The 18,706-nt window shown below is 40.1% G+C and carries 21 protein-coding genes and 1 tRNA gene; 4 read left to right on the top strand and 18 right to left on the bottom strand.

Features of this window, described 5'->3' with window-relative positions:
- Positions 1 to 303 precede the first annotated feature (303 nt).
- Positions 304 to 395 (top strand) — tRNA-Ser (locus OFO00_RS03320).
- 77 nt (positions 396 to 472) lie between these two features.
- Positions 473 to 1,102, top strand: a complete 630-nt coding sequence (upp, locus tag OFO00_RS03315; protein WP_270864860.1) for a uracil phosphoribosyltransferase — start codon at positions 473 to 475, stop codon at positions 1,100 to 1,102.
- A 121-nt stretch (positions 1,103 to 1,223) separates the two neighbouring features.
- Here upp and OFO00_RS03310 read toward each other — a convergent pair whose 3' ends face one another.
- From OFO00_RS03310 to OFO00_RS03290, 5 genes are read right to left on the bottom strand one after another with little or no spacing between them, the layout of a single operon-like run.
- Entirely contained in the window at positions 1,224 to 1,961 is a 738-nt protein-coding gene (locus OFO00_RS03310) for a hypothetical protein (protein WP_270862254.1), read from the bottom strand.
- Position 1,962: 1 nt separating this feature from the next.
- Entirely contained in the window at positions 1,963 to 2,196 is a 234-nt protein-coding gene (locus tag OFO00_RS03305; protein WP_270862253.1) for a hypothetical protein, read from the bottom strand.
- Positions 2,197 to 2,202: 6 nt separating this feature from the next.
- Positions 2,203 to 2,619 (bottom strand): hypothetical protein, encoded by a 417-nt coding sequence (locus tag OFO00_RS03300; RefSeq protein ID WP_270862252.1) that lies wholly within the window; start codon positions 2,617 to 2,619, stop codon positions 2,203 to 2,205.
- 10 nt (positions 2,620 to 2,629) lie between these two features.
- Positions 2,630 to 3,316, bottom strand: a complete 687-nt coding sequence (locus tag OFO00_RS03295) for a DarT1-associated NADAR antitoxin family protein (protein WP_270864859.1) — start codon at positions 3,314 to 3,316, stop codon at positions 2,630 to 2,632.
- Position 3,317: 1 nt separating this feature from the next.
- Positions 3,318 to 4,028 carry a DarT ssDNA thymidine ADP-ribosyltransferase family protein gene (locus OFO00_RS03290; RefSeq protein WP_270864858.1) on the bottom strand — a complete coding sequence of 237 codons (711 nt, stop codon included), beginning with the start codon at positions 4,026 to 4,028 and terminating at the stop codon, positions 3,318 to 3,320.
- Between the two features lie 143 nt (positions 4,029 to 4,171).
- On the opposite strand from OFO00_RS03290, the gene OFO00_RS03285 reads away from it, so the two are divergent.
- On the top strand, positions 4,172 to 4,564 hold the full coding sequence (locus OFO00_RS03285; protein WP_270862249.1) for a helix-turn-helix domain-containing protein: 393 nt from the start codon (positions 4,172 to 4,174) through the stop codon (positions 4,562 to 4,564).
- A 144-nt stretch (positions 4,565 to 4,708) separates the two neighbouring features.
- Entirely contained in the window at positions 4,709 to 5,770 is a 1,062-nt protein-coding gene (gene yedE, locus OFO00_RS03280) for a YedE family putative selenium transporter (RefSeq protein WP_270864857.1), read from the top strand.
- A 79-nt stretch (positions 5,771 to 5,849) separates the two neighbouring features.
- Here the strand turns inward: yedE and OFO00_RS03275 are convergent, their stop codons facing one another.
- From OFO00_RS03275 to OFO00_RS03215, 13 genes are all read right to left on the bottom strand, one after another.
- Entirely contained in the window at positions 5,850 to 6,677 is an 828-nt protein-coding gene (locus tag OFO00_RS03275) for a transporter substrate-binding domain-containing protein (protein WP_270864856.1), read from the bottom strand.
- 172 nt (positions 6,678 to 6,849) lie between these two features.
- Positions 6,850 to 7,620 carry an NADH-quinone oxidoreductase subunit B family protein gene (locus OFO00_RS03270; protein WP_270864855.1) on the bottom strand — a complete coding sequence of 257 codons (771 nt, stop codon included), beginning with the start codon at positions 7,618 to 7,620 and terminating at the stop codon, positions 6,850 to 6,852.
- Positions 7,620 to 8,153 (bottom strand): 4Fe-4S dicluster domain-containing protein, encoded by a 534-nt coding sequence (locus OFO00_RS03265; RefSeq protein ID WP_270864854.1) that lies wholly within the window; start codon positions 8,151 to 8,153, stop codon positions 7,620 to 7,622. The genes OFO00_RS03270 and OFO00_RS03265 overlap by 1 nt, the downstream gene beginning before the upstream one ends.
- Positions 8,154 to 9,857 carry an NADH-quinone oxidoreductase subunit C gene (locus OFO00_RS03260; protein WP_270864853.1) on the bottom strand — a complete coding sequence of 568 codons (1,704 nt, stop codon included), beginning with the start codon at positions 9,855 to 9,857 and terminating at the stop codon, positions 8,154 to 8,156. It lies immediately after the preceding gene.
- Complete coding sequence (locus OFO00_RS03255) at positions 9,854 to 11,275, bottom strand: proton-conducting transporter transmembrane domain-containing protein (protein ID WP_270861446.1); 1,422 nt, start codon at positions 11,273 to 11,275, stop codon at positions 9,854 to 9,856. Before OFO00_RS03255 ends, OFO00_RS03260 begins: the two co-directional genes overlap by 4 nt.
- A 1-nt stretch (position 11,276) precedes the next feature.
- Positions 11,277 to 11,912, bottom strand: coding sequence for a hydrogenase 4 membrane subunit (gene hyfE, locus OFO00_RS03250; protein ID WP_270861447.1), 636 nt, complete (start codon positions 11,910 to 11,912; stop codon positions 11,277 to 11,279).
- 1 nt (position 11,913) lies between these two features.
- On the bottom strand, positions 11,914 to 12,795 hold the full coding sequence (locus OFO00_RS03245; protein WP_270864852.1) for a respiratory chain complex I subunit 1 family protein: 882 nt from the start codon (positions 12,793 to 12,795) through the stop codon (positions 11,914 to 11,916).
- Complete coding sequence (locus OFO00_RS03240) at positions 12,792 to 14,669, bottom strand: proton-conducting transporter transmembrane domain-containing protein (RefSeq protein WP_270864851.1); 1,878 nt, start codon at positions 14,667 to 14,669, stop codon at positions 12,792 to 12,794. The genes OFO00_RS03245 and OFO00_RS03240 overlap by 4 nt, the downstream gene beginning before the upstream one ends.
- Entirely contained in the window at positions 14,662 to 15,570 is a 909-nt protein-coding gene (locus OFO00_RS03235) for a 4Fe-4S dicluster domain-containing protein (RefSeq protein ID WP_270864850.1), read from the bottom strand. Before OFO00_RS03235 ends, OFO00_RS03240 begins: the two co-directional genes overlap by 8 nt.
- Before the next feature lie 137 nt (positions 15,571 to 15,707).
- Positions 15,708 to 16,457, bottom strand: a complete 750-nt coding sequence (locus tag OFO00_RS03230; RefSeq protein ID WP_270858360.1) for an ATP-binding protein — start codon at positions 16,455 to 16,457, stop codon at positions 15,708 to 15,710.
- Positions 16,454 to 17,137, bottom strand: coding sequence for a 5'-methylthioadenosine/adenosylhomocysteine nucleosidase (locus OFO00_RS03225; protein ID WP_270864849.1), 684 nt, complete (start codon positions 17,135 to 17,137; stop codon positions 16,454 to 16,456). Before OFO00_RS03225 ends, OFO00_RS03230 begins: the two co-directional genes overlap by 4 nt.
- Positions 17,134 to 18,063, bottom strand: coding sequence for an ACP S-malonyltransferase (fabD, locus tag OFO00_RS03220; RefSeq protein ID WP_270864848.1), 930 nt, complete (start codon positions 18,061 to 18,063; stop codon positions 17,134 to 17,136). Before fabD ends, OFO00_RS03225 begins: the two co-directional genes overlap by 4 nt.
- Before the next feature lie 3 nt (positions 18,064 to 18,066).
- Positions 18,067 to 18,699: an FKBP-type peptidyl-prolyl cis-trans isomerase gene (locus OFO00_RS03215; RefSeq protein WP_270858363.1), complete on the bottom strand. Its 633-nt coding sequence runs from the start codon at positions 18,697 to 18,699 to the stop codon at positions 18,067 to 18,069.
- Positions 18,700 to 18,706 lie beyond the last annotated feature (7 nt).

Below are 18,706 nucleotides of genomic sequence, written 5' to 3'. Positions count from 1 at the left end.
TAAGGGGGAGGGCGCGCTTTTTAGGAGACGCTACCCTCCCCCTTACCAACCCCCACCCCTGTAAAACCTTAGAAGTGGCTAAATTTAGAAAAACTGCGTTTTTCTAAATTTAGCTGGTTTTATTTTTCGTTACGGCTTCGCCGTGCTAGATTGCTTCGGCATTATCATTACGAGAATTTGCGTAGCAAAATTCTCGGCGCAGTATTTCCCAGCACTGCCACAAAACAACCAAAATTTCAAAATTTAGCGAAATTTTAAGCGTTATATTAGTTTTATTCGATATAATGCGATTTCTTATTACTTGGACAGGTGGGTGAGCTGGCCGAAACCACACCCCTGCTAAGGGTGCAGCTTCTAACCGGGGCTCGAGGGTTCGAATCCCTCCCTGTCCGCCACCAAATCAAAATCCCAAAATCTACCCTTTCATTACCAATTTTCTGTATAATAGGCAAATTTTATGAAAGGTGAAATCATGAAAAATATCAAACAAATCTCACACCCCCTAATCGAGCACAAACTCTCAATCCTGCGAGATAAAAAGACAGATCCATTTCAGTTTCGTATGCTAATCGACGAGATTAGCTATCTAATGCTTTTTGAGGCAAGCAACGATTTGCGCCTAAAAGACGCGCCGATTACGACGCCTGTGGCAAAAATGACAGCAAAAAGATTAGACGAAAAAATTATGATATGCCCTATTTTGCGCGCTGCGCTTGGTATGCTGGACGCTGTCTTTAAGCTAATTCCAGATGCGAGCGTCGGGTTTTTGGGCTTTCAGCGAAATGAAGAGAGTTTGCAGGCTGAGTTTTTCTACGCAAAACTCCCGGGCGACTACAAAGAGCGCACCGCAATCATCATAGATCCGATGTTTGCCACCGGTGGCACGGCGATTGACGCGGTGAAATTCCTCAAAGAAAAAGGCGTGAAAAAGATCAAATTTATCTCTATCATCGCAGCACCTGAGGGCTTGCAAAAATTTAGCGAAATCTACCCAGATGTGCCTGTATATACCGCTGCAATCGACGAGAAACTAAACGAAAACGGCTACATCGTCCCGGGTCTAGGAGATGCTGGCGATAGGGTGTTTAATACGATGAAGTAAGCGAATTTAGGCGTTTTATGACGCTTAAAATTGATTTATGGCGCGCTGGTTTGGTGCTGGCGCACCAAAATTTTAAAATTCGCATAAATTTGGCGGGTTGTTTGCGATACTGCGCCGAGATTTAAAAATTCGGGCAGTTACTCGGACTTGCGTGTGTGCTAAATAAAAATGTGCCATTTTGCAAATAGTAGTCATGTTTAACCGATACGCCAAGCTTTCGCAATAATCTGTCACTTGGATTGGTGCAGTAAGAATTTAGCATTATTTGCTGATATTCATTTTTTAATTCCAACACAGTATTATCACTTAAATGATTTACAAAAAACATAGTGCTATAAATATAAGTATTACTAGCACAATATAAATTATATGTTGCACTGTATTCATCTAAAACCATAGGCATTCTGGCGTTGAATTTATTTATACTGTTTATGATATATTTTCTATCACAAATATTTGTAGAATTTAAAAAATTTGGACAATTTCTCGGATTTGTGTTGATAGTATGGACTAAATTTCCACTTTTATTAAAGAAGTTCATTTTGATATTAAGTCCTATATCAGCGGCTAGCTCAATATTATAGTCAGAACACATTACTTCATTTTTCATAAATTTATCCAATTCATCTTTTTCTCTTTGCGATGGAGTTTGGTTTGTATTTATATGAGTATTTAATATAATTGTATTATTTTGACACTCGCTTTTACTAAACCAAAAATCTTTCTTACCTGCATTTAACGCCATACTATCTAGCCTGTCAATCCATTCTCTCATATACTGCTCATCGCAAATATCTTGTCCGAAAGCAAAGCTAAAAAATAAATTTGTAAATAAAATTGAGAATATTAATTTTTTCATTTTAATCCTTATTTTTAGCATATTGATATAGAAATAATATCAGCATAACTACAATTAAAATAGCACTAATCCACAAATAACTCTCAAAATCTTCCGCTGGTGTAGAATATCTACCAGTAGGCGTATCTCTCGGTCCTACACGAATTTCATAAGGAGTATTCCAATTGTAAATTTTATATCCAACACAACCACCAATATAAACTACAACAAAAAACCATATTGTAAATTTTCCCATATTACCCTACTTATTCATTTGATTAACTTTTTGATTATACAAATTTATGCAACCATTAAGCCAAATTTGTTTTTGTTGCAGTTTTGTTTCTTCTAAATTTAAAGACATATTTAAACTTTCAAGATGCTTTAATCTATTTACAGTTTGATTTAATCTATCAAACCGCCTATTAGGATTAAGAATATCTTGCGCAATAGAATTTGGCGTATCTATATGTATTGGTGTGTGCATAGAATTGATTTCTTGTCTTTTTATTTCTAACATTTGAAAATTTTGATTAATTTGCCTTTGTTCTAAATTTAGAACTTGCGATATTATATTCATTTGCTCTGCTGTTTGCGCCCTTGATATTTCATTATAACAATCAAACTGATTTGCAAATATGCTCGAAATAAGCATACAAAATATTGTAATTTTTTTCATCTATTTTCCTTTAAAATAAACTATCAGATTTATAAATTTTGCTCATAAATTTCAAAAACACTTCGGCGTTGGCGAAATTTTCTTTTAATAAATTATATTTTTTCATCGCATAAAATAACGAGGCGCTTTTTGATTGCGATGAAAATGATTTTTTAGGATTAAATTCTATGTCGCTAAAATACTCAAATTCGCAAATTTTATCGCTTAAATGCGAATTTTGTAAAAGTGCATTTATATAAAGCCAATCGTAAAAATATGTTTTCGGCTCAGTTGAATACTCTACGCCAAAAAGTTTAAACCCTACAAAATTTCCACTATTTTTTAATTTTTCATATTTTTTTGGATGAATTTTTTCATCATAAATTATTTCGTGGTATGCTCCACCGCGCTCAAAAACTTTTGAACCTTGAAAAAACCGCTCCACACTTGTTTTTATATTTTCGCCGTTTTCATTTTTTAATGTAAGTTGCAAGTTAAAAGCACTTAAATTTTGCCCTAAATCTAATGGTGAAGCCTTTGAAATTTCTAAAATTTTATCACTTTTAAATTTTGTTTTTGCAGAATTTAAAAAGCTTTTGACTGACTTTTCTTTTTGAGATTTTGCAAAACCTGAAAAATACTCGAATTCTACATTTTCAAATTTTACATACGGAGCTTTTTCTACCACATAAAAACATGGTCTGATTGCTTTTGCCATTTTAACACCAAATCAAAGGAATAATTTCGCTAACAAATTTTAACGGAATATTTTCATAAATCATAACTTCTGATTGAGCCATTTTAAATTCTGGTTGGTTGCTATAATCAGGAAATCCATCTATCGCATATAATTTTTCAAAATTTAATGTATTTTTAATCACACTATATTTATTTATATTTGCATTATTATCAGTAGCATTTTTATCACTCATTAAAAACGCACGATAATATAAAATCAAAGGACTTATTAAAATCAAAGCAAAATCTTCAATAAATTTACCTCGCTCAATAAAAGCCTTATACATCGGCGAATCACCAATAATTGATAAATGCACATAATCATCCAAATTTCGTCTTTTGTCTAAACTATGTGATAAATCCTCTGTTATAAAATCCATTTCTACATTTTTATCTTTTAAGTAATTTTTACTATAAATTCCACCCATTTTTATGATTGATGGCAAATTTGTCAATTTTGTTAAATGAATAAAATCATAATATTTTGATTTATTTAAAAATAAATCTTTGCAGAATTTATCGGCTTCATCGAAATTTTCTAACACAGAGAGATTAAGTTTTGGCTCTGATTTAAAATCTTTGGCTAATTTTTCTATTTCGCTTCTTTGCGGAATATTTGGCGAGTGAAAATTTTTAATTCTTGTAAATTTTCCAAAATCTTGTATTAGTTTATCATCAAAACCCCAACCCATTTTTATCCTTTTATTAAAATTTAACTGCTATTCTACCCAATTTTCCCTAAATTTATTCAATTTGAAGTCTATAAATATTCAATACGAATAAAAAAATATTTAAAATTCAAAGAAGTTATTCATTTTGAATATTTAGGACGAAAATGGAAATTTACGAAAAAATCGCCGAAATCGCAAAAGAAAAAAATATCAGCAAAAAAGAGCTTGTCAGGCGGATTTTATCGCTCGAACCGCACCTAAACTCCACAGGCGAAATCCCCAGCGAACCCACGCTTTACAACTACCTCAACGGCAATCGTGAGCTAAAAGTCGAGCTAATCCCATTTATCGCCCAAGCTTTGGGCGTTTTCGAGCAAGAGCTTTTCATCTGCAACGAAAACGACAGGGCGAGATTTTACAACCATTTAGCCAAGACTTACGCCACGCTTGACCCCGAATTTAGCGAGCTTTTGCCCTATGCTTCGCCGATTTTGCTAAAACACATAAAGCTACTTTTGCGCGAAAGCAAAGCCCAAACCCAAAATTTAATGCAATAAATTCCAAACCCCGCAAAACCCGTAAATTTAAAACCAAATTTCTATCCCAAACTAATCAAATTTTTTCAATCAACTCTAATCAAATTTCGCTACAATTCGCCCCGAAAAAAGCAGGTCTGCTTAACTTATCAAAAAGGCAATTTAATGCCAAAATCAACCATACTTTTTATCATTTCAGGTGCTCTTCTTGGCCTTGGCGGAGCCGCGCTCGTGCATTATGGCAACCCCGCGAATATGGGCGTTTGCGCCGCTTGTTTCTTGCGCGATACAGCTGGTGCGCTCGGCTTTCACAGAGCAGCCGTGGTGCAATACATACGCCCAGAAATCATCGGCCTTATCATCGGCGGTTTTATCGCCTCGCTAATTAGCGGCGAGTATCGCACACTCTCGGCCTCATCGCCATTTACGAGATTTATCTTAGGGATTTTTGCGATGATTGGCTGCTTGGTGTTTTTGGGCTGTCCGTGGAGAGCGTTTTTGCGCCTAGGCGGAGGCGATATGAGCGCAATCGCTGGCGTGGTGGGGCTATTTGCCGGGGTAGCTTGTGGCAGGTTTTTTAAGGCTAGCGGATACGAGACAGAGCGCGAAAACGAGCTTTCAAAACCGCTTGGCGCCATGCCACTTATCATTGGAATTTTGCTTTTGCTAGCACTCATTAGCGGGGTGAAATTTGGCGAAAACGGCGCGATTTTTAGCTCTACAACGGGTCCCGGCTCACAACATGCGCCGATTTTTAGCTCCCTAATCGTAGCCATCATCATCGGCGCGGCTATGCAAAGAAGCAAATTTTGCTCCGTAGGCGCACTTTCGCGCACTTTTAACGGCGATTTTTCTATGTTTTGGGGCATAGTGGCGGTAATCGTAAGCGCCTCAATCGCAAATTTGGCGTTTGGGCAGTATAAATTCGGCTTCGAAGCTCAGCCAATCGCGCATAACGAATTTATCTGGAATTTCGCCGGCATGGCATTGGCGGGGCTATGCTTTTCGCTGTGCGAGGGCTGTCCTGGCAAACACCTAGTCCAGGCTGGAAGCGGAAACCTAAACTCTGCGATTTTCATCGCTGGCATGGCGTGTGGCGGGGCTATCGCGCATAATTTTTCGCTAGCTAGCTCGGCTAAGGGGATTAGCGAATTCGCGCCGTATGCAGTGGCGCTTGGCTTTGCGTTTTGTGCGTATTTTGGGATTTTTAGTAGGCAAAAAGCCTAAATTTGAAATTTGGCGCGATCTAACACTCGCGCCAAATTTTTAAGAAGTTAAAATTTAATCAATGCGAATTTCGCGGTGATTACATAGTTAAAAATTGATTGTATAAATCGTCTAACAAAAAGTAGTGTTTAGGGACATTTCCGTTATAAAATGGCCCGATTGTCTCATCGTATTTTTTATCGAAATACCCTGCTTGCGAGAGCTCGAAAATCTTTTGATCGACCAATTGTAGCATATCTTTGTTGCCCTTTTGGGTGACGACGCAGTCGAAAAATGTCTCGCCGATTTTTGGGATTGATACTTCGAAATTTATATCTAGCACTGGCACAGAGGCGACCGAGACGATATTGTGCATATATGCGTCAGCCTCGCCACGATTGACCTTGTCGTAGCAGTCTTTGTTATTTTGGCATGGCACTGGGGTGATATTAGGGTTTTTGCGCACCCAGACATCTGAGTTGCTCTCGCCGATGACAGCTATTCTTTTGCCCTCTAAATCCTCGATTGATTTGATACCAACTGATCTTTTCGAAACGGTCGAGAGATTGATAGAAAAATATGGCACCGAAAAATCAGCCACTTGGGCGCGTTTTTCGTTTCTAGTGTAAGCTGCGATTAGCAAATCGACCTTGTTGTCTTTAACATAGTCTAGGCGCTCTTTTTGAGGCACGCCTACGAACTCTATCCTGCCCTCATCGCCCAAAATAGCCTTTGCGATCTCTTTTGCGAAGTCGATCTCAAAGCCCACAAATGAGCCATCACTTTGCAATACGCTAAATGGTGCCATGTGCTCGCTCACGCCGATTCTTAAAACCTTGCTAGATTTGATTTGATCTAGCGTGTTTGCGCTGGCTACGCTAGCACCCAAGCAAGCTACGCCCACCAATGAACAAAGAAGTTTTTTCATGATTTCCCCTTTTAACGAAATAAAGTGCGATTATAACCCGTGTTCATTAAAGCATTTTAAAATTTAAAACTAAGATTACACTAAAATTATATAAAATATAAAACTTATTGATATTATAAAAATTTAAATAAGAATTTTTAAAAAATTTAAAAAAGGGGCGTAAATTTAAAATTTACGCCCAAGCAAGGGATTTTAGATCGATTTTTTCTGCGCCAAAATACTTGCCATACACATCGTTGTAGATAATTCCCAAGCACTCTTTAAATCTCGGATCCTCTTCTGCGCTAATCGCGTTTAAAACAGCTGTTTTGACGCTAGCAGGGTTTTTAGGCTCACCGCTTGTGCGAAGCGCGTCCATAAATTTGTCATAAAGCTCGTCAGCATGGACATAGCTCATCAAAAATTTTGCCTTTTGGTAAGCTGATTTTTCAAACGCCATATCGCCTACTAACGAAGGTTTATCTGTGAAAATAAAATTCTCACTTTTTTCAAATTTTTGCTCTTTTAGCTTTTGATCTACTAGCCCAAGCGCGCTAGCTAGCCCGTATAAAATGCCAGCTGGGTGCGGAGGACAGCCAGGGATAAAGACATCGACTGGAATTACGCTTTGCGCACCGCCCCACACGGCGTAACTATCGTGGAAGATTCCGCCACTTGAACCGCACGCGCCCAAGGCTACGACGATTTTTGGCTCAGGAATCGCCTCATACGCGCGCAAAAGCGGATAATACATCTGCCTAGTAACTGGCCCAGTTACTAGCAAAATATCGGCGTGGCGTGGGTTTGCGACGAGTTTGAAGCCAAATCTCTCTGGATCCCATTGTGGAGCAAGAGTGGCGAAAATCTCGATTTCGCAACCATTACAGCTACCGCAATCGACACGAAAAACGCTGAAACTTCGCCTAATTTGTTTTAAAAATTTTAATTTATCATCGCCGCTCATCACACAATCCTTTGATAATCATTTTCTCGCATTTTCGCTGCTGTGTTTTCGCGTTTGCAAGCAGGGCAAATTTGCGTATATTCTCTGGCTAGCTTTTTGCGATCATCGCTCATATTTGAAGCCGCGATTCTACTAAGCGCGGTTTGGACAAAACGCTTCGAAGTAAAGGCCTTGCCACACTGCGAGCAGTTATGCGCCTCCATAGTGCCACACACATGCAAATCAGCTCGATTGAAATTCACGCCTAGTTCAAATTTAGAGCTAAGTTTGATAGCCTTTGTAGGGCAGACCTCCTCGCAACGACCACAAAAAATGCACCTGCCAGTATCGTATCGCCACACTACTGACTTTTCATCTTCGATTTTGACGCTGATTGCGTTTGGCGGGCAAGCCACGCCACAAGACGCGCAACCAATGCACAAAGCGTAGGTGTATTCTGGGCGGCCTCTGAAATTTTCACTCATTTCATACGGCGCTAACGGATAAGGCTTTGTAACAACTCCCTTTTTTTTCACTAAATCAAAAATTTTCATCTAATTTCCTTTTTGGCAAATCGCTTTAAGCTCTTTTCCGGCTAAAATTTTGCTTTTTCCGCTTTTTATATCGACTACGGTTAGCCTTTCGGTGCATGAATAGCACGGATCTAGGCTACATACGATAAGCGCGGCATCAGCGACGGTGTAGCCACGAAGCTGATGAGCTAGGGCTGGCCAGTTGCTAAATGTAGGAGCCTTGACGCGCCATCTATATACCTTTTGGCTTCCGCTTTGCATTATCCAGTGTATATCCTCACCGCGTGGGGCTTCGATATAACCGATTGCGTAGCTGTTTGGCTTAACCCTATAATCGCTACTTACGATGATATCGCCACCTGGCATTATATCAATACACTGCCTGATTATATTAATCGCGTCTTTTGTGTCATGGTAGCGCACCTTGACCCTGCCATAGACATCGCAACTACTCTCGGTATTTATGTTAAATTTGAGTTTTTTCGTAAATTCATCAGGGTAATCGTAACGAACATCTCGCTTAAATCCACTAGCCCTGATTGTAGGTCCTACTGAGCCATAATCCCTGCCAACTTGCGGATCTAAAACGCCAATTCCCTTCCAGCGGGACATTTGTCTTTCATCATTTATGATGACTTCCCAGACATCTTCAAATTCTTGCTCGATTTTAGAGAGCAAATTTAAAATCTCTTTTATCTCTTTGGCTCTGATATCTCGCCTCATACCGCCTACGGTTACCGTGCCGTAAGTTTTCCTGCCACCTGTTAAAATTTGAGCTAAATCAAGCGTATATTCACGAATTCTAAAAACATGCATAAATGCGGTGTAGTTTCCCGTAACTTCACACGCTAAACCGATATTTAGCAAGTTTGAGTGAAGTCTTTCAACTTCTGCACTCATAACTCTAAGAGCTTTTGCTCGTTCAGGAATTTCTAACCCCATAGCGTTTTCTGCGGCTCTTGCCATAGCGATAGAGTGCGCAAAACCGCAAATTCCACAAACTCTCTCGGCTAAAAACGCCATTTGAGTGTAGTTCATACGATTTTCGGCTAGTTTTTCCATGCCTCTATGCTCATAATACAGCCTATAATCCGCATCTACAATCGTATCGCCGTCACAATAAAGCCTAAAATGTCCCGGTTCATCAGCCGTGATATGAAGCGGTCCAAGCGGGATAGCTTGGGTATTTACGCCCTTTGGCTTTTTAAATTCATAATCAGGCTCTATGCTTAGCGGATCTGGACGAAATTTATAATTCATCTCATCTTTTCTAAGCGGATATAAATCTAGCGGCCAATCATCACTCATAGCAAGTCTTCTTGGATCTATTAGCCCTTCTGCTCTAAGCCCAAAGAGATCAAAAGCTTCTCTTTCATACCAAACAGCAGCCTTAACAAGCGGTGTAACTGAGGGATAAACAGGATCATCAGCCGGAATTAGAGTTTTAACGGTTATAAAGCATTTCTCTTCTAATTCATCATCTTGGCTAAATTTAGAACCCTCCATAGAAAGCACATAATAAAGCGCAAAATGTTTATTGATAGATCGCTCGTCGTTTGCCACCATCGTCACTAACCAACCGCCGATACCATAATATAGCTTATTTACCACAGCAGGTAGATCGTTTCTATCGACCAAAATCGTTATTTGTTTATCGGTTTGTCTTGTGGTTTCAAGTATGTTAAATTCGCTTTCGATTTGACTAATGTATAAATCACCTATCATCTTAAATCCTTTATTAAATTCACGCTCAAATCAAGCAAATTCCAGAAAAACTCAAATTTCCAAAGTCCAAAAGCGATAACAAAAAAGCCCAAAAATATAAGCGGTAAATTTTCGAACAAACTCATCTCTTTATCGTATTTTAACTCGCTTTGGTTTTTGCCAAATGAAGCTAAGAAAAAGTGTGAAAAGTCTGCTATGAAAATAACTGCTAATGCAATCGCAAAAATAATCGCTACGACATATCGCTCTGTCAAAATTGCTTGCGTAAAAGTCATAAATTCGCTTACGAAAATCGCAAAAGCTGGAACTCCAACAAGTGAGCAAATCGAAATTCCAAAAAACACGCAAGTAAGTGGTGCAGTGTAGGCTAGACCACCCATTTTGTGCATATTGTTTGTTTGGTAAATTCTCCAAGTATTTCCCGTGGTAAGGAAAGCTAGGGCTTTTGTAAGGCTGTGAGCTAGGCAATGGAAAAGTGCTGCCGCTACGCCGATTTTTCCGCCAACTCCCAAAGCAAATGCGATAACGCCCATATGAACTACGCTGTGATAAGCAAGCATGCGTTTTACATCGTGTTGAGTTACCAAGAAATACCCAGCCACATAAAGTGTAATCACGCCACTTACAAGCATAGTATCCATTACAAATTCCATGCCGACTGAATTTGCAGCGATAAAATAGTATCTAATGAGAGCTAGCATTGCGACTTTTAGCACTATACCGCTAAGCACAGCAGAAGTCGGAGATGGACCTTGTGCGTGAGCGTCAGGAAGCCAAGTATGAGTTGGAACAAGACCTGCTTTTGTGCCAAATCCAACAAGAGCTAAGATAAAAATAACTTTCATCGTAAGCGGATCGATTTTTTTATCAATTAAATCTGTAAATAAAATCCCACCGCTTGAATAAAGCAAAATAGTAGCCAGCATAGCAAATGCTAGACCAAGAGAGCAGACCATTACATATTTATAACCGGCTTCTACGATTTGTTTTTTCTTGTTATAAACAACCATAAAAACACTACTTAGCGTTGTCGCTTCGACAGCCGCCCACATGATAGCAATATCATTTGCCACAGCAGATAGTATCATAGCAAATGTCGTGATATAGGCTAAAACTAGCATTTTTTTGATTTTTTTAGGGCTTTCATCTCTCCAACCAAGATAGGTAGGAAAATATAGCGTTACCAAAGTCCCTGTAATGCCGATGATTGTCAGATAAATTCCACCCAAGCTATCTAAAAACAGCATTTTATTTAGCGCGAAAAGCGGGGTAAAGCCTATCAAAGAGATAGCTTTAAATATAACAGCACAAATAACGAGCGCAAAGGCTAAATTTGCGATTTTTATCAGCCTATCAGGCACGAAATAAATCAACGCCGCACATATTAACGGCAAAATAAGCATTAAATATATTATCATATTAACCCTTTAACTCACTGGCTAAATTCGTATTTTGGCTACCAAAGACCTCTTTGTATCTAACTGCCAAAATAGCCATAATCGCGATTCCAAACACAGCGTCGCTTAAAATTCCAAGCTCGACTAGCGAACTAGCATTACAAGCGTTTGTGGCTAAATTTAGATGAACCGCGTTTTCTATCAAACAATAAGCCAAAATTTGTTTTAAAAACGACCTTCTTAAAATAAATCCGCAAACCCCAATCCAAAATGTAAAAATTGCAGCACAAATAACCACTTCGTTTTGAATAATTGCAAATTTCATAAATATCGGCGTTAAAAGAAGTGCCAATCCAAGCGAAAATGCAAAAGCTATCACAGGCGATAAGAAAAATCCTGTGTATGGATCATTTTCATAACGCATATCGATTTTACTAAGAGCATAAAACAAAATCGCAGGAACCAAAATAACCTTTGTAATAATCGCAATTACCGCCCAAGAACGAAGCTCGTGAGCATCAAATTTAGCTGCCATAATAAAAAATAGAGTTACCAAACAAACAGTATTTAACGCATAAAGAGAAATTGAAATTTTATAATCCCTAAACGAAAATACCGCCAAAGAAATCATCATTAAAAGTATTGCAAATGCTTCCATATTAAACCCCCGCAGCAAACAAAATCACGCTTAAAACGCCAAGTCCTAACATCCACGAAGCGTTTAATTTCAAAGTCGAAAGCATTGCATACCTAGGACCGAAGTTATCGATTAGCACAGCAGCCGTTGTGGCAAATTCGACCAAAATCACCGTAAAAATGCAATCTAGTAGTAAATTATTAAACCCAAAAGGAATAAAAATTTTAACAAATAGGCAAATTACGGCAAATTGTTTTAGCATAGCGCCAATGTCGATGAGCGCCAAATCTCTACCGCTAAATTCAGCCACGACACCTTCTTGAACCTCTTGTTCTGCTTCTGCTATATCAAAAGGCTTTCTTGACATTTCGATATAAACAGCCCACAAAAACACAATCCCAGCGACTATAAACGATGCTTTTGCGCCGATTTCGCCATTTATCACAGCTTGGTGAATTTTGACCAAATTTGTATCGCCAAACATCGCACAAACCACGATTACACCGCAAATCATAATAGGCTCAGCATAAAGAGCAAGCATATTTTCTCTGTTTGCGCCGATTGCCGCAAATGGGTTTAGGCTATCAAATGCTGCTAAATTTAGAATAACTCTAAATGCGACCAGCAGATACACGATAACAATCAAATCTGAAATGCTCTCACATCTAGCAGCCGTTAGCATTACCAAAAACGCTCCGATTGCCACAAGCAAATACGGCGTCCATTTAAAGACAAAATGGGCTGAATTTGGAGCCGTTCGCTTTCTGCGCAAAAGTTTTAACAAATCATAATAAGTTTGCCAAATCGGCGGTCCTTGGCGAGACTGGATTTTTGCACGCAAACTTCGACAAATACCGTCAAATAGTGGCATCAAGGCAAGAGCTAAAAGTAGTTGTAATATCATAGTTTGCCTCCAAAAAAGTAAAATATTCCCACGCCCATAACGCCAAGATAAAGCACCATATAAAATGCGTAAGTCGCACTCTTGCCATTTTGCATAATGGCGATTTTATCGGCTATTTTCATATTTATATCAATTATAGGCTTGTAGATATATTCCATAAAAACATCTTTTACGATAATGCTATAAGATGAGCCTTTTTTGCGCATTTTTATGCACATAAATTTAGATAAAACTCGCCTTAAATCGCCTACGGCTGTGTTTGAATTTGGCAAGAAATCATTGCTAAATTTAAATCCGTTCGCCCATGGATCGCTTAGTTTTGGTTTATCAAAAGGCGATTTGAAAACTAACAAAATCACAAATGGCAAGATTAACATAGCAATCAAACATAGCCAAAGCAATGAAAACGATAGCGTCGCTCCGCTATCTGCCACTGGCATAAATGACCAAATTTTGCTTACAAACATAGGCGATGAAAGAGCCAAAATCACGCAGAAAAGCGCCAAAATCACCATAGGCACGAGTGAGAAAATCGAAGCCTCCCTATACTCGCCTTTGGCTTTGCCACTAAATATTAATCCGTAAAATTTAACGAAGGCAAACGCACAAAGCACGCCAGCTAGCGTCAAACCGATAGTCGAAAGCGCAAAAACTAATCTTGAAATTCCAGGATCTGTTTTTGATAAAAGTGCTTTATATATCAACCACTCGCTCGCAAAGCCGTTAAATAGCGGAATTGCGACTATGCTTAACACAGCTATTAGCGAACAAAACGCAGTGATTGGCATAAATTTGGCCAAACCGCCCAAAGAGTTGATTTTTAGCTTTTTGCTTGCATTGTAGATATTTCCAGCAGCAAAGAACAAAACAGCCTTGAACACGCTGTGATTTAAGCTATGCAAAATCGCACCAGCCAAACCAAACGCAGCTAATATATTATTATTAGTCGCCAAGCCATAAAGTCCAGCACCAAGTGCTAGCAAGATAATTCCCATATTTTCAACAGAACTATATGCGATTAGTTTTTTATACTCGTTTTGAAGCGCAGCAAAAATGATACCCCAAACAGCACCAAATGCGCCCAAAATCATCATAGCTAAGGCAAAAGAGGCAGGGATTTTGGCAATTAACATAAATTTAATCAAACCAAAAATTGCGACCTTACTCATCGCAGAACTAAATAGTGCTGAGACATTTGAATTTGCAAGAGGATATGCTAGCGGGCTCCACACATGAAACGGTGCAAGACCAGCCTTCGTGCCAAATCCGATAAAAAGCAAAATGCAAATAAATAAAGATGAAGCATTGAAATTCCAGTCGCTAAAATGCAAGCTTCCAGCACTATGCGCCATAATCAAAAACGCTATAACGATACAAAACGCGCCCACTTGCGCCACGCCAAGATATAGCATAACTGTGAAATTCGAACTTGGAGTGTCGTTGAATTTGAGCATTAGCGCAGAAACTAGCGTCATTAACTCCCATAAAACCACGAATCCAAAAACATCATTACTACTAATAACCATTAGCATGCTTAGCATAAAAAAGCTAAAAAGCGCAGATTTTACAGCAAAATTTAGCTTGAAATTTTGCAAATATCCAAGCGAATAAATCGCACTCATCGCGCCTATAAAACATACTATAAAACTAAAAAATGCACCCAAAGGCGTTAGCAAAAAGCTTGGTTCAAACAAAAATCCCCTAAGCACAAATTCGCTACTTCCATGCAGTTGCGATAGGAAATACAGCGCGCCCACTACCGAAATAGTGGCATTTGAAATAAATCCAAAATACAAAGCAGTCTTTTGCGAATTATAAAGAGCTAAGCTGATAACGCCTATTAATAAGTATGAAATAAAAATAAATTCAAGCATTGTCATCCTTATTATCGTTAGATTTCAAATTTGGATTTTTTGCCCCTTTGCTCTCTTTTTTCGGTTTAGAGGCTACTTTTTGCGGTTTTATCTCATCACTAGGCTTAGCTTCTACTTTTGGCTCAGCTTTTAGCTCGGTTTTTGCTTCGACCTTTTGAGGAGTCGGTTTTTGAGCTACTTTCTCAGCTGGCGCAGGAGTTAGGGCAGGAGCTGTTTGTGGGGCTAGTTTTTCAGCCGGTTTTTGGGCTGACGCACTCTGTGGCGCAGAAGCCGTATCAGAAGCCGCTTTTTCAGCCACGCTCGCTTCTGGCGCAGGTTTTGGCGCAGGTGGAGCCACGAACTCGCTTAGATCAACATCTCTATCGCTGATAGCCTTGATGAAATTTTGCATATTTTCCGTATTTTTGAGTTTTTTTCCGATTTTATGCTCTGAATTTGAATCTAGCATTATAATCGCGCCTTTTGGACAGGCTTCGACACAGGCCGAGCCCTCCTCTCTACCATCACAAATATCGCATTTGACAGCGAGACTTGGAAATCCCGGTTGGCTAAGATAGTTCGCGTCTTTTTCGACTCCAAAAACACCAGTGCTATCTAATGAGACGGCGCCATACGGACAGGCTACGGTGCAAAGCCCACAGCCGACGCATAAATGCTCATTGAGATGGACAAAATCTGTTAAATTTTGCAAAGCACCGCTTGGGCAAACTACGGCGCATGGAGCATCGTCGCATTGGCGACATTGGTTTGTAGAAGAGGTTTTTTCTACTTTGAATACTCTAATGCGTGTAATTCCTAGTTTGCCGCGTTTTATAGATTCTTTAACACAAGCCTTCTCGCACGCCTTACAACCTATGCAAAGCTCCGGATTTGTGATTACAATTTGATGAATTTTACTCACACGACAGCCTTTTCAAAGAAATCTGATAATTGACATGTGAATTTATCAAAATTCGTCTAAATTTAGGTTGAAAAATTTATTTATTATTAAAATTTTATTAATATGAAACTAAAATTTAACTACCAAATTTCAAAATTTTAAAATTTCGGCGTGAAAAATGTGTCGTCGTGGATGTTGTTAAACGCACTTTCTAGGCTGATAAAAAATTTCGGGTGAGCCTTTTCATACTGGGCTAAAAGCTCCTTTGTCGCGGCTCTGGCGATTGGTTCCTTGCCTCCGTATTGTTTGGCTGGACAGCTATCTTCTTCGTTCATCACTGGAAGCTCATTTTGCGCCGCACACGCGCTTAGCTGGCGCTCTCTGGCTAGGATTAGTGGGCGGATTATTACTAGGCCGTTTTGGGCGGTGTATTTTGGAGCTAGGGTGCGAAGTGCGCCATTGTAGGTGAAATTCATAAAAAAACTCTCCGCAGCGTCGTCTAAATGGTGAGCTATGGCGATTTTGTTAAAGCCGTTTTCGAGTGCGTATGTGTAGAGATAGCCTCTGCGCATGCGCGAGCAAAAACTGCAAAATGTGGTGTTTGCGCGGATTTTTTCCTTGCCAAATTCGAAAATTTTGGTTTCAATGATACGATATGGGATTTCGTGTTTCTTAAAATGCGCTGAAATTTCGCCTAAATTCTCGCCTATACCATAGCTTATCGTGACGGCCTCGAACTCCCATTTTAGCGGGCTTACACTTTGGAAATGCTTCAAAATATGTGCCAAAGACATGCTGTCTTTGCCACCACTTAACCCGAGCAAAATTTTATCGCCCTCTTCGAACATTTTGTATTTTGCGTTGGTTTGGCCGACCACGCGCAAAAGTTTTTTGGAGATATTTATCAAAGAAGTTCGACCATTTTTAGGGCTAAATTCGCGCTGATTTTCGCGCTTTTTACGACGAATTCGTCGAAATCAAACTCGGCTTTGTTTCCAGCCTCGTCGCTAATGGCTCTTAACACGCAAAAGCCAACACCTAGCGCGTGGCAAACCTGCGCTACGCTAGCGCCCTCCATTTCGACCGCGCTCGCGTCAAATTCGGCCCCAATCCAAGCTTTGCGCGCCTCGTCGCATACGAATTGATCGCCACTTGCGATAATGCCTGATTTTAAATTTAGCCCCAATTCCCTTGCCGCGCGCTGTGCGATTTCGTTAAGATTCGCGTCAGTATCCACAAAAATCGGGCTTCCTGGCACAAATCCGTGCGGATGACCAAAGGCCGTGATATCCAAATCATGCTGGACTAGGCGGGTAGCGTATAAAATTTCGCCGATTTTCAAACCCTCTTTAAGCGCGCCTGCAACGCCCGTAAAAATAAGCTTCTCTGCGCCGAATTTTTCTATCATCAGCGTGGCAGTAAGGGTAGAATTTACCTTGCCGATTTTTGAGTAAGCGATGATAAGCTCGTGCGCGCCGAATTTCGCAAGGTAGAATTCGTTGTTTGCATAATCAATCTTTTTGGCGTCTAAATTCGCCAAAAGTGGCTCTATTTCCTCTGGCATTGCGCCTAAAATTGCGATTTTCAAGCGTTTTCCTTTGCGAATTTTACAAATTCTTCTAGCGAGCTTAAATTTGAAATGCTAAAAGTCGGTTTGTCGGTGATTTTTTTGTTTATCCCTTTTAGCACGCTTGCGCCAAATTCGACGAAGCAATCCACGCTATTTTCGTAGTTTTTCACGCTGTGTTTGTATAGTACTGGGCTGATTAGTTGCGCTTTTAAAAGCCCTAGGGCTTCACTTTTTGTGCTATAAATTTTAGCTGTTGCATTGGCTACGACTGGGGCAAAACTATCATTTAGCGTAGGCTCTAAATGGCTCACAAGCTCGTCGCTTGCGCTTTGAAGCATTGGGCAGTGGCTAGCTACGCTCATATTAAGTAGCATTGCGCGCTTTGCGCCAGCTTCTTTAAATTTGGCTTCCAAACTCGCCAAATCATCGCGGTTGCCAGCCACGACGATCTGTCCGTCGCAGTTGAAATTCGCAGCCCAAACCTGCTTGCCCTGCGCCCTAGCCTCGTCGCAAATAGCGCAAACTACCTCGTCGCTAAGGGCCAAAACCACCATCATACCGGCATTTTTGCCCTCGCAAGCATTTTGCATTAATTTCCCGCGGATATTTACAAGCCTTAAAATTTCCTTTGCCTCAATCGCACCAGCAGCGCCAAGTGCGCTAAACTCGCCAAGCGAGTGTCCTAGCAAAAACTCAGGCGAAATTTTAATCTGCTCATTTAGCGCCAAAACACACATTATCGAATTTAGCGCGATTGCTGGCTGAGTAAATTCAGAAATATCAAGTTTATCGTTTGCCTCAAAAAGCAAATTTGCAAAATCGATTTTAGTATGCGCGCTAGCAGTGTCCAAAAGCTCTTTTGCGCTGGCAAAATTTTCGTAAATTTCTCTGCCCATACCCACGCTTTGTGAGCCTTGACCCGGGAAAATAAATGCGTATTTCATATATTAGTCCTCGTGGTGATGACCGTGTCCGCCGCAGCACTCATGATCGCCATGGTGGTGGTGTCCATGCCCGCCACAACACTCGTGATCTCCGTGGTGGTGGTGTCCATGTCCGCCGCAGCACTCATGGTCTTCGCCATGATGATGTCCGTGTCCGCCACAACCGCAAGTATGCTCGCCCTCTGGCACGCCTGTCATTAGCTCGTCTTCGCTCGGCTCGCGATTTTCGACGACTTTGACATTAAATTCTAGCTCTTTGCCTGCAAATGGGTGGTTAAAGTCGATTGTAACATCTTCTTCGCCGATTGCTTTGACGATTACGCGGGTTGTCGCGCCGTCTTCTGCCTGACCGAAAAGCTCCATACCTACGACCAAATCAATACCTGCAAATTCCTCTTTTGGCAAAATTTGGATAGCGTTTTCGTTGTATTCGCCAACGCCGTCACTTGGTGAAATTCTAACGATTTTGCTCTCGCCCTCGCCTAGGCTTAGAACTTCATCTTCTAGTTTTTGGATAATTTGCTCTTTGCCAGTGATGAAGGCAATCGGATTTGCGTTGAAATTTGACTCTAAAATTTCGCCTGAATTTGCGTCTTTTAGCTCATAATACATTTTTATAACTCTGTTTTGCGCCATAAAATTC

The organism is Campylobacter sp. VBCF_04 NA7, from assembly GCF_027737405.1.
In the GTDB taxonomy this organism is placed as follows: Bacteria; Campylobacterota; Campylobacteria; order Campylobacterales; family Campylobacteraceae; genus Campylobacter_B.
Note: the sequence above shows the minus strand (reverse complement) of the source record. Positions and strands in the feature narration are given on the sequence as shown.

Excerpts from the sequence above, each read along its gene's own strand:
- OFO00_RS03255 (WP_270861446.1), bottom strand. The coding sequence starts at position 11,275 with ATGATAATATATTTAATGCTTATTTTGCCGTTAATATGTGCGGCGTTG.
- fabD (WP_270864848.1), bottom strand. The coding sequence starts at position 18,063 with ATGAAATACGCATTTATTTTCCCGGGTCAAGGCTCACAAAGCGTGGGT.
- upp (WP_270864860.1), top strand. The coding sequence starts at position 473 with ATGAAAAATATCAAACAAATCTCACACCCCCTAATCGAGCACAAACTC.
- OFO00_RS03270 (WP_270864855.1), bottom strand. The coding sequence starts at position 7,620 with ATGAGCGGCGATGATAAATTAAAATTTTTAAAACAAATTAGGCGAAGT.
- OFO00_RS03285 (WP_270862249.1), top strand. The coding sequence starts at position 4,172 with ATGGAAATTTACGAAAAAATCGCCGAAATCGCAAAAGAAAAAAATATC.
- OFO00_RS03305 (WP_270862253.1), bottom strand. The coding sequence starts at position 2,196 with ATGGGAAAATTTACAATATGGTTTTTTGTTGTAGTTTATATTGGTGGT.
- hyfE (WP_270861447.1), bottom strand. The coding sequence starts at position 11,912 with ATGGAAGCATTTGCAATACTTTTAATGATGATTTCTTTGGCGGTATTT.
- OFO00_RS03240 (WP_270864851.1), bottom strand. The coding sequence starts at position 14,669 with ATGCTTGAATTTATTTTTATTTCATACTTATTAATAGGCGTTATCAGC.
- OFO00_RS03275 (WP_270864856.1), bottom strand. The coding sequence starts at position 6,677 with ATGAAAAAACTTCTTTGTTCATTGGTGGGCGTAGCTTGCTTGGGTGCT.
- OFO00_RS03295 (WP_270864859.1), bottom strand. The coding sequence starts at position 3,316 with ATGGCAAAAGCAATCAGACCATGTTTTTATGTGGTAGAAAAAGCTCCG.
- OFO00_RS03300 (WP_270862252.1), bottom strand. The coding sequence starts at position 2,619 with ATGAAAAAAATTACAATATTTTGTATGCTTATTTCGAGCATATTTGCA.
- OFO00_RS03265 (WP_270864854.1), bottom strand. The coding sequence starts at position 8,153 with ATGAAAATTTTTGATTTAGTGAAAAAAAAGGGAGTTGTTACAAAGCCT.
- OFO00_RS03245 (WP_270864852.1), bottom strand. The coding sequence starts at position 12,795 with ATGATATTACAACTACTTTTAGCTCTTGCCTTGATGCCACTATTTGAC.
- OFO00_RS03215 (WP_270858363.1), bottom strand. The coding sequence starts at position 18,699 with ATGGCGCAAAACAGAGTTATAAAAATGTATTATGAGCTAAAAGACGCA.
- OFO00_RS03260 (WP_270864853.1), bottom strand. The coding sequence starts at position 9,857 with ATGATAGGTGATTTATACATTAGTCAAATCGAAAGCGAATTTAACATA.
- yedE (WP_270864857.1), top strand. The coding sequence starts at position 4,709 with ATGCCAAAATCAACCATACTTTTTATCATTTCAGGTGCTCTTCTTGGC.
- OFO00_RS03310 (WP_270862254.1), bottom strand. The coding sequence starts at position 1,961 with ATGAAAAAATTAATATTCTCAATTTTATTTACAAATTTATTTTTTAGC.
- OFO00_RS03290 (WP_270864858.1), bottom strand. The coding sequence starts at position 4,028 with ATGGGTTGGGGTTTTGATGATAAACTAATACAAGATTTTGGAAAATTT.